The organism is uncultured Zhongshania sp., assembly GCF_963975605.1.
Lineage (GTDB): Bacteria > Pseudomonadota > Gammaproteobacteria > Pseudomonadales > Spongiibacteraceae > Spongiibacter > Spongiibacter aquimaris.
Window position 1 is genome coordinate 160683 of sequence record NZ_CAXBHN010000004.1, and the last position, 10130, is coordinate 170812.

Genomic DNA, 10130 nt, shown 5'->3' on the forward strand with positions numbered 1-10130 from the left:
TCGCGACGCGATACAATCTCGTTAGCTATCAAATTGCACGCCGCATTCCGCAACCCTACCCAAAAGGACATGCATGCCCCATCACGGCCAGATACTACGTGCGCTACTAATCGCTGCAGTCGCGGTACTGCATTTTATTCAGGCGGCGCACGCAGCGGAGCCCGACACACTGAGTCGACAACGTTTTGCGGTTCATAATCAGTGGCTGACCGAAATGAGCGGTGTCGCCGCCAGTAATATTTATAAGAATCATTTTTGGGCACACAATGACAGCGGTGACAGAGGCCGCCTATTTTCGTTTGATAGTACTGGCAAAACGCAAACCGAATTGAGGATCAACGGCAGCAGTGCCTTTGACTGGGAGGACATGAGCAGCTTTAAAGACAGCAGCGGCTCCTACCTACTGATCGGCGACATTGGCGACAATATGATGCTTCGCCCCTTCGCTGACGTGTATTTAGTAAGTGAACCCAAAGACCTGCGCAAACCCATCATTCACGCGAATATTAAACGTCGTTATTCGCTGATCTACGAAGACGGCCCCCACGACGCCGAAGCAATGGCCGTCGATGCCACCGAGCGGTTTGTTTACATTCTAACCAAACGCGACGCGCACCCGCGCCTGTATCGCTTTTCATTAGACGCGATATCAGGAAAGCTCATACCCCTTAATTATCTTGGCGAGATACGCAGTATCCCAAGCATCGAAAAACACAAAGCGCAGCGCCAAGGCGGTATTAGCGGTGGCTCGCCAACGGCGATGGAAATTAATCCCAGCGGTGATATCGCCATGATAGTCACCTTGCGAAACACGTATTTTTTCAAACGGGAACGAAATCAAAGTTGGCTGGACGCGCTAAATAAAAACCCGTATGCGCGAATTAATAATCGCCTGCGTCAGGCTGAGTCCGGTACATTTACTCAGGATGGCAAGAAAGTAATAATTGGTTCGGAAGGGCAACCCGCGATGTTAGAATTTAGCGACACGCCGCTGTATCCCAATCGCAAACATTGATACCGGCGCACTAGCGTGCGCCGGCAAAACACACTAAGCGGTCACTGCCGGCGTGATACAAAATAGCGTCAAAATCACGCCAATACCGGCAAACCATACTAAACTGCGCAGGGTCGCCCAATTTTGCAGGTAGCAGATAGTAAAAATGACGCGAATACCTATATAGGACATCGCTAGCAGATTCACACTGTCCTGAGCCGCACCGCCAAATTGCGCGATAATAACCGCCGCCGCAAACAAGGGAAATCCTTCAAAACCGTTTTGCATCGCGGCCACCGCACGGGCGCGTCGACCATCTAGTTTTGCCATCCACTCCCGCGGATGATTATTGTCGAACTGACCAATTTCCGTTTTTCCTAATTTTGCAATCAAGGCGGTAAGCCCTGGCATAAGACCCGCAACAAAAATACACCAAAATGCGATACTCATTTTTCATCCCCTCGGTTTATGTTATTAAAATAATTTTTTCTAATTATTAATACGTAATCGATCGTCGCACCCAATAAAAAAACGCCGAACTATTTTGTGATCTCTCTATAACGATAGATTAATCAGTGCTATTGGGTTTGATTAGAGTACGCAACCAATTTAAAACCCCGTTTTCTTGTAAGACCATTTTATCTACGCCATCAAAAAACACCTCAAGTCCTGCTGGATCAGCAAAAAAATCAGCGCGGGTTTTCATTTCGATTTCTGGATCAAGGGCTTTCACAACAACAGCGGGATTGCCAGCCACAATGACGTTGGCCGGCACATCTTTACTGACGACCGCACCCGCCGCTACCACACTGTTTTCACCGATTGAAACGCCCTTCAAAACAGTACTGTGATCACCAAGCCAAACATTGTTAGCAATATGCACCGGCGTCACTTTGTCACTGCGACGACCGCGATCATACAGCTCATGCCAATCGCTATCGGTAATATAGACACCGTTTGCCATCATGACACTGTCACCAATAGTAATTTCATTGGCGGCCGAAATACGAGTGCCCGGACTAATCATGGCGTAGTCACCAATTTTAATCCGGCCACTTGTCTCGTCTGCGCCCCACACCCCAATTTTTACTCGGCCGTCAGGTTCACCAACTATTGTCGCGCAGCGACCAATCTCGATATTCGGTCCCGAAATGGAGATATACCATGGCTTCATAAAAGTGGGATAATCGCCAAGATAATCACAAGCTGGCTTCAAAAAATGCTGGGTATACCAGCTGCGAAAGCGCAAATATATTTTCTTCACCCAATAGGGTCGTCTGTCCTGCCGCATTAGCTCGCCATCATTATTGTGGTGCGCTAGTGTCGCAAGGGCAGCCCCGCAGAGCAATCGATACAATATTACCAATTCATGAAAAAACGCAGCGACAATACGCCCCCGAGAGAAGTGACAAGTAATCAGCGCGGTATTCACCCGAACTTGGCGTCGACGGTGACGAAACACCTACACCACCTATTTAAGAAGCCCTATGCTCAACATAATGTAGATGCATTCAATCGCGCGAATGCATGGCTCGATGGCAGAAGCCGACCGCTAATTCTCGACTCTTTTTGCGGTACAGGTGAAAGCAGTCGCCAAATTGCCCGCCAATATCCAGACTCACTTGTGATCGGCGTCGACAAATCGGCGGCACGACTGCAGCGTCATCAGATAGATCAACACGAAGGTCTGGAAAACTATCTCCTCGTCCGTGCGGATGTCGATGATTTCTGGCGCCTGGCAGTGGATGCCAATTGGCAGCTACAGAGACACTTTTTACTGTACCCCAACCCCTGGCCCAAAAGCGCGCAGTTACAATATCGCGTGCACGGCTCAGCAGTTTTCCCCGCACTGATAAAACTTGGTGGCAACATTACACTGAGAAGTAATTGGAAGTTATACGTTGATGAGTTTGCAGCGGCGCTCTCCATGACCGGCAATGCAGCAAAAGCCACCGCCTACCACCCCGCTGCAACAATCACCGCGTTTGAACGCAAATACCATCTTGCCGGCCAGCCTTTGTGGGACTGCAGCTGCACGATTACCTCATTGATATAGCCTGGTTTAGCACCCCACTGTTATCTGAGCCGCCGGCGGCGTTATACTAGGGTCACATTCACCAATACTGTAATAGCAATGAACAAACCCGCGACCAACACAGCGCCTCACCCAGATCCTGTATGGCAGACTATCCGCAAGGAAACTGCCTGCGAGGTTGAGCGCGAGCCCGTTCTAGCGAGCTTTCTGCACGCCACCATTCTCAATCACGACAGCCTTGAAACCGCGCTGAGTTTCCACCTTGCGCATATATTAAATAGCCCTGCTGCCTCTGCGCTATTGGTACGTGAAGTGATAGAAAAGGCCTTTGCCGCCGATCCCAATATTGGCCGCGCAATTCGCGCCGATATATGCGCAGTATTTGAACGCGACTCTGCATGCTCAGGCCTGTCTGTGCCATTTCTGTATTTTAAAGGCTTCCATGCGCTACAGTCCTATCGCATTGCCCACTGGCTTTGGAATCAGGGCAGAACCTCATTGGCACTGTTCTTCCAGAACCGAATTTCCTGCGAGTTCGGCGTTGATATTCATCCAGCGGCAAAAATCGGACGCGGTATCTTAATGGATCACGCAACCGGTATTGTCATTGGTGAAACCGCCGTGGTCGGCAACAATGTGTCAATCATGCAGTCGGTTACACTGGGGGGAACGGGCAAAGAGGAAGGTGATCGCCACCCAAAAGTAGCCGATGGCGTGTTGCTCAGTGCGGGAGCGAAAATTCTTGGCAATATCCATATCGGAGAAGGCGCACAGGTCGTGGCTGGCAGTGTGGTGTTACGAGATGTTCCCCCGCATACCGTCGTAGCCGGCGTACCCGCAAAAGTCATCGGCAAACCCGATTGCCCTTCGCCGGCACTTTCTATGAATCATCGCGCTTGTTGTGACGAGTAATTACGAAAAACCAGAGCCATTTGCAGCAGTGCCAACAGAATTGTCGCTGCTGCAAATCGTCTAACTGCAAATCTACTTAACGCTTACAAGCGGGCCTAATGCCGTTTGCCTTAGCCTTTTCATAGAGCGGCGTCGCCGTCACCATTTGCTTTTGTAAATCCTTGATGCGCGATGTGTGAGATGGGTGAGTAGACATAAACTCAGGCGGCTGCCCCCCGCTCACGGCACTCATATTCTGCCACAGGGCAACGCTAGCTTGTGGATTGAATCCCGACTTGGCCATTAGGTCTAAACCGACAATATCGGCCTCAGACTCTTGCGCCCGCCCGTAGGGAAGAACTAAACCGTATTGCGTGCCCAGTCCGAGCAAACCCATCACAGTTTCTTTTCCTGCCCCCTCGCCCAGCAGAACGCCAATGAGCTGACTACCGGTACCAGCGACACTCTGAACAGACATACGCTCAGCACTGTGATGCGCCAACACATGCCCCACTTCGTGGCCCATTACCGTAGCTAACTGATCAGCATTTTTAGCTACTTGGAATATGCCGGTGTGCACACCAATTTTCTTACCTGGCAGTGCAAACGCGTTAGCCGACTTTTCTTCAAAGACGACTACTTCCCAGCTTCCGCGCCACTCAGCGGGCAGAGACGCGGTAATCGCATCAGCAATACAACTGACGTACTTGTTAGTCGCACCGTCTCTATTGATGGTCATTTTCTTTTTCATTTCTTCAAACGCGGTGCCGCCCATTTGCGACATTTCTCCGTCTGAAAATAGCAATACCTGACGCCGTCCCGTCGGCGACTCAGCGCAAGATGCCAGTAAACCTGCTAGAACTATTGCCAATACCGGCTTTAACTTTGTCATAAAATTCCCCGCGTTAATCTGCTATTGTGCGGCTATTATGGCATAGCCTGCAAATTGATGGACGATGAAGTCTGCCAGATTTTTATATGGGAGTGTACACAGTGAAGGAAACTTGCCCATGGTGCACCGCCACACCAGAATACGTTAAGTACCATGACGAAGAGTGGGGGGTGCCAAGCGATGACGACCGGATTCACTTTGAGTTCTTGGTGCTTGAGTCAGCGCAAGCCGGCTTAAGCTGGCTGACGATTTTAAAAAAACGCGAGGGCTACCGCAAAGCCTTCGCCAATTTTAACCCCACCAAAGTCGCCACCTTTGACGATCAGATGGTCGAGATTTTAAAAGCCAATCCTGACATTGTCAGAAACCGGCTGAAAATTGAGAGCACCATCACGAATGCGCGTCATTTTTTAGCCATACAACAGGAGTTCGGGAGCTTTGCCCGCTATATGTGGTCGTACTTTAACGATAAGCCGATACAAAACAAATGGAAAAGCATGGCGGAAGTTCCTGCGACGAGCAAAGAATCTGACCAAATCAGCAAAGATCTCAAAAAGCGCGGCTTTAAATTTTTTGGCAGCACCATCTGTTACGCGAATTTACAAGCATTGGGCTTTGTTAATGATCACTTGCTAAGCTGTCCACGTAATAAGACATGTGCAGACTTAGGCAAACAATTTCGGCCACATTGGTTATAACGACAAAAAAGGTAACCACCATGAGATTACTCGCATTATTCGCCCCACTTTTGCTACTCGCGCTAAGCGGTTGCAGCAGCACCGACGTCGTGACGGACTACAACCCCCGCGCCGACTTCAGCCGCTATGAGCGCTACATCATTGCAGACACCAGTGGCGCAGATAAGACCGTATCACCCTTCGTTGTCGATAACGTGAAAGAGTCACTTCAGCGCCAACTAAAAGCCGGCTTATACAAGCTAGCCGACACCCCTGCCAATGCAAATTTTCTGGTGCGTTACTATGTAGCTGAGGCTGCCGAAACCATCGACAGAAGCCCGCGCTTAGGACTTGGGTTTGGTAGTTTCGGTGGCAATTTCGGGATCGGCACCTCAGTTGGCGTGCCGCTGGGCAAAGATAAAATTAATCGAAATATTCAAATCATTATCGACTTGCTAAACCCCGCCGATAACAAATTAACTTGGCGTGGCTCCCTGGTTGTCGAGCTAAACGATCGCGACCCTAAAGTAAACGCAAACACCATCGAACGTGCGGTGACAGAAATCTGGAGTCAGTTCCCGCCAGCCTAATGGTAGCGACGCAGACTTTTTACGCCCTACTTAAAGCAGTAGGGGAAAAGTAATTTAAGCGCTGCTGCGTCCATCTCACGCAGCAGCGCGATGTTTCTATCGGGGATGCCATCTGGGTCTGAGTGCGCAGCAATCGCGTGTTCAAGACTATCTTCGCGAAGTAGGTGAAATATAGGATAAGGTGACCGGTTGGTGAAATTCTCAGGGTCAGCTTTTTCAGTGCCACCAAACTGATAGCCGGGATGGAAACTCGCTATTTGAATTTCTCCCTCCCAATCGCCCTCCTGCAATACTGCGTCAGCTATATCTAGAAAATCATTGTAATCGTAAAAATCCTGCAGCATATCGGGCACGACGAGTAAGCTGGTTTCCAAAACACTCACTGCGGTCTCTTCAATCCGGCACAGCGCCCGATGTAAATCATTCACTAAATCTTCCGCAGTAGCGGCACGACTAACCTCAATAGCGACTCGTTTTTCCTGCAGCGGTTTAGCTGCAAAGGGGCACAAACCCAATCCCACCACGGCCTCGGTCAACCACTGCCGCACTTCTCGCTCGACTACGTCACTATCTACTGTCATTTCAGTACTCATTACATGGCGCCTCGAGAAGCAGGATCTCGACCACACCATTATAGGATTATGGTATTACAGCTACGCTGCTTAGGAATAAATACAATAATACAGCCTCAAAGAGGTCATGGCAGCAGTAACTTAGGCTGCTACACTGGGTAAGTGAACTAGCTTGCTGCACATCGTTGAATCATATCAGCAAGACTAGCAACGTCGGACACAGCTAGGAGCATAATATGAAACGCTATTATTTTTTGACGGATAGCCTCGACAAGCTCACCGCCGTAGAAAACGACCTCGCCAGCAACGGCATTTCTAAACCACAAATTCATATACTGAGCCGTGATGACTCCGGGGTCAGCAATCGCAAATTAAACAGCGTTGAGGCTGTTTTACGTAAAGATGTTGTGCAGGCCATGGAGCGCGGAGCCCTAATTGGCTTAGCCGCCGCTGCTTTAGTCCTTGCCGTAGGCCATTACTCCGGCGCGACGACAAGCGTTGGCTGGGTACCGTTTATTTTTCTATCCATTGTCATGCTCGGCTTTTTTACTTGGGAAGGTGGTCTCTTTGGTATTCAAGAGCCCCATCATGATTTCAAACGCTTTGATCAAGCGCTGTCATCTGGACGCCATTTACTATTGATCGATATCGATGAAAAAGACCACGGCATTCTTAATCGCGTCACTGCGTACTACCCAGAACTGGAGTTTTCTGGAACGGGGAACGGCTCCCCAAATTGGTTTATCGGACTGCAAAACAAGTGGCGCAACTTTATTGAAGTCATGCCATAGAGAACACTTTTAGGGTGCGGGAGAAATCTCGCAGTTAAAAAATAGCCCAGCGTTAAAACGCTGGGCTATTTTTTTTAGATGCTGAGTTTGATTTAGCGGCGTTAGATTAGTTCTGATGGTACTGGGCAGATAGCTCACGCACGCACTCTATAAACGCACCCGCATGCGCGGGGTCTACTTCTGGCGTAATCCCATGACCAAGGTTAAAAATATGACCTGGACCACTGCCAAAACGCGCTAAAATAGTCGCCACTTCCTCGCGAATTCGCTTGGGAGAAGTCCGCAACATCGAGGGATCCATATTACCTTGGAGCGCCACTCGGTCACCGACCCGCGCCTTCGCCAAACCAATGTCAGTTGTCCAATCTAAACCTAGTGCACTGGCGCCAGCATCAGCCATTAGCTCTAACCACTGACCGCCGTTTTTAGTGAACAAAATAACCGGTACAACACGGCCATCGTTCTCCTTAATTAAACCGTCAATAATCCGCTTCATATAACGCAAACTAAATTCTTGGTAAGCGTTGTGACTTAATGCGCCGCCCCAGGTATCAAAAATCTGTACAGCTTGCGCGCCAGCGCGAATCTGATCGTTTAAATACGCCGTCACGCTCTGCGCCAGTTTATCTAGCAAGGCATGCATTAGCTCAGGCTGGTCAAACGCCAAGGCTTTAGCGCGGGCGTGATCCTTGGAACCACCGCCTTCAACCATATAAGTCGCCAATGTCCACGGGCTGCCAGAAAAGCCAATAAGTGGCACCCGGCCATTTAACTCACGACGGATTGTACGCACCGCATCGCAGACATATGTCAGGTGCTTTTCGCCATCGACTATCGGCAATGCCTCGACGTCGGCCATGGTGCGCACGGTTTTCTTAAAGCGCGGACCTTCGCCGGTTTCAAAATACAAGCCCAAACCCATGGCGTCGGGAATTGTTAAAATATCGGAAAATAATATAGCCGCGTCTAGCGGATAACGCGCCAGTGGTTGGAGTGTTACCTCGCAAGCCAATTCAGGGTTCATACAAAGCGACATAAAATCGCCCGCGACCGCCCGTGTTGCACGATACTCAGGCAGGTAACGACCCGCTTGGCGCATCATCCACACAGGGGTGTAATCGACAGGCTGTCGTTGCAGCGCGCGAAGGAAGGTATCGTTTTTTAGTTCAGTCATAATAAGCCTTAAGTCGGACGCCTGAAGTCAGATGCCTGACGCGTCTTGCGTCCGACCTCCGACCTCCAACATCAGACTTGTAAGTAATCCAAAATCCCTTCGGCGGCCTGACGACCTTCCCATACAGCGGTAACAACCAAGTCCGAGCCGCGCACCATATCGCCACCGGCAAACACTTTGGCATTGCTGGTCTGGAATTTATAGCTCTGCTCTTCCGGTGCAACAATGCCGCCCCAGCTATTGATATCAACACCCGCGTCACTCAACCACGATGGTGGATTAGGCTGAAAACCAAATGCGACTAGGACAACATCAGCGGGAATAACTTCTTCACTACCTTCTATTGGCTCAGGGCGACGACGGCCATTTTCATCGGGATCGCCTAGCTGTGTTGTCACCACTTTTATACCTTCAACCTTGCCATCGCCAACAATGGCAATCGGCTGACGATTGAAGAAAAACTGGACGCCTTCTTCACCCGCGTTTTGTACTTCTTTGCGTGAGCCAGGCATGTTTTCTTGGTCGCGGCGATAAGCGCACACAACGCTCTCTGCGCCTTGACGAATAGAGGTACGGTTGCAGTCCATCGCGGTATCGCCACCGCCCAACACAACAACGCGCTTGCCTTTCACGTCTATAAAGTCTGCGGCATTTTCTTCCCAGCCCATGTTCCGGTTTACATTTGAAACCAAGAACGGCAAGGCATCGTAGACTCCCGGTAGATCTTCGCCGGGGAATCCGCCCTTCATGTATTTGTAGGTACCCATACCAAGAAATACAGCATCGTATTCCTCAAGCAATGAATCCATGGTGATATCTACGCCAACATCAACATTGCAACGGAATTCAACACCCATCTCTTCCAGCACTTTACGGCGGCGCTGAATAACCGACTTTTCTAATTTGAACTCGGGGATACCGAAAGTCAGCAAACCACCGATCTCTGGGTAGCGGTCAAATACCACCGGCTTAACACCAGCACGCACAAGTACGTCGGCACAGCCTATACCGGCGGGCCCAGAACCAATCACCGCGACTTTTTTATCTGTCCACACCCGCTTAGACATATCTGGGCGCCAGCCCATAGCTAACGCTGTATCAGTAATATACTTTTCTGTAGAACCGATGGTTACCGCGCCGAAACCGTCGTTTAGGGTGCATGCACCTTCACACAAACGATCCTGCGGACACACTCGGCCACAGACTTCTGGCAGGCTATTAGTTTGATGGCTAAGCTCAGCAGCCTCAAACAAATTCCCCTCGCTAACCAGCTTTAACCAATTAGGAATGTAGTTGTGCACCGGACATTTCCACTCGCAATAAGGGTTACCACAACCCAAGCAGCGGTGTGACTGGTGCTTCACTTCCTCTTCTTTATACGGCTCGTAAATTTCTACGAAGGCGGTACGACGCTGAACAAGATCTTTCTTGCCTGGATCCTGACGACCCACATCGAGAAACTGGAATGAATTCTGTAAACGCTCTGCCATTTTCAAATTACCTCATTGCTACTC

General features: G+C 49.9%; 12 protein-coding genes. 6 read left to right on the forward strand and 6 right to left on the reverse strand.

All coding sequences use genetic code 11. From position 1 onward, the window contains the following. Nucleotides 1-73: 73 nt before the first annotated feature. Complete coding sequence (locus AAC007_RS06240; protein ID WP_339675310.1) at nt 74-1015, forward strand: hypothetical protein; 942 nt, start codon at nt 74-76, stop codon at nt 1013-1015. Nucleotides 1016-1048: 33 nt separating this feature from the next. Here AAC007_RS06240 and AAC007_RS06245 read toward each other — a convergent pair whose 3' ends face one another. Together AAC007_RS06245 and AAC007_RS06250 are read right to left on the reverse strand one after the other, a co-directional pair. Beyond that, nucleotides 1049-1444: an MAPEG family protein gene (locus AAC007_RS06245; RefSeq protein ID WP_339675313.1), complete on the reverse strand. Its 396-nt coding sequence runs from the start codon at nt 1442-1444 to the stop codon at nt 1049-1051. Nucleotides 1445-1562: 118 nt separating this feature from the next. Continuing rightward, nucleotides 1563-2285 (reverse strand): acyltransferase, encoded by a 723-nt coding sequence (locus AAC007_RS06250; RefSeq protein ID WP_339675315.1) that lies wholly within the window; start codon nt 2283-2285, stop codon nt 1563-1565. A gap of 78 nt (nt 2286-2363) precedes the next feature. Between AAC007_RS06250 and AAC007_RS06255 the strand changes: the two genes are divergently transcribed. Both AAC007_RS06255 and cysE read left to right on the forward strand, forming a co-directional pair. After that, complete coding sequence (locus AAC007_RS06255; protein WP_339675317.1) at nt 2364-3050, forward strand: SAM-dependent methyltransferase; 687 nt, start codon at nt 2364-2366, stop codon at nt 3048-3050. Between the two features lie 78 nt (nt 3051-3128). Beyond that, nucleotides 3129-3941, forward strand: coding sequence for a serine O-acetyltransferase (cysE, locus tag AAC007_RS06260; protein ID WP_295873929.1), 813 nt, complete (start codon nt 3129-3131; stop codon nt 3939-3941). Between the two features lie 76 nt (nt 3942-4017). Here the strand turns inward: cysE and AAC007_RS06265 are convergent, their stop codons facing one another. Further along, a complete protein-coding gene (locus AAC007_RS06265) occupies nt 4018-4812 on the reverse strand; it encodes a M48 family metallopeptidase (RefSeq protein WP_296434914.1) in 795 nt (264 codons plus the stop codon). 86 nt (nt 4813-4898) lie between these two features. Between AAC007_RS06265 and AAC007_RS06270 the strand changes: the two genes are divergently transcribed. Beyond that, nucleotides 4899-5510, forward strand: coding sequence for a DNA-3-methyladenine glycosylase I (locus AAC007_RS06270; RefSeq protein ID WP_339675321.1), 612 nt, complete (start codon nt 4899-4901; stop codon nt 5508-5510). A gap of 20 nt (nt 5511-5530) precedes the next feature. Further along, entirely contained in the window at nt 5531-6079 is a 549-nt protein-coding gene (locus AAC007_RS06275; protein ID WP_295873936.1) for a DUF4136 domain-containing protein, read from the forward strand. Nucleotides 6080-6105: 26 nt separating this feature from the next. On the opposite strand, the gene AAC007_RS06280 is transcribed toward AAC007_RS06275, so the two are convergent. After that, nucleotides 6106-6672 (reverse strand): DUF1415 domain-containing protein, encoded by a 567-nt coding sequence (locus tag AAC007_RS06280; RefSeq protein WP_296434909.1) that lies wholly within the window; start codon nt 6670-6672, stop codon nt 6106-6108. Nucleotides 6673-6887: 215 nt separating this feature from the next. On the opposite strand from AAC007_RS06280, the gene AAC007_RS06285 reads away from it, so the two are divergent. Next, entirely contained in the window at nt 6888-7442 is a 555-nt protein-coding gene (locus AAC007_RS06285; RefSeq protein WP_296434907.1) for an NAD/FAD-utilizing enzyme, read from the forward strand. A gap of 106 nt (nt 7443-7548) precedes the next feature. Here the strand turns inward: AAC007_RS06285 and hemE are convergent, their stop codons facing one another. Next, nucleotides 7549-8616 (reverse strand): uroporphyrinogen decarboxylase, encoded by a 1068-nt coding sequence (gene hemE, locus AAC007_RS06290; protein ID WP_339675324.1) that lies wholly within the window; start codon nt 8614-8616, stop codon nt 7549-7551. Nucleotides 8617-8687: 71 nt separating this feature from the next. Continuing rightward, complete coding sequence (locus AAC007_RS06295) at nt 8688-10106, reverse strand: FAD-dependent oxidoreductase (RefSeq protein ID WP_296434903.1); 1419 nt, start codon at nt 10104-10106, stop codon at nt 8688-8690. Between the last annotated feature and the right edge of the window lie 24 nt (nt 10107-10130).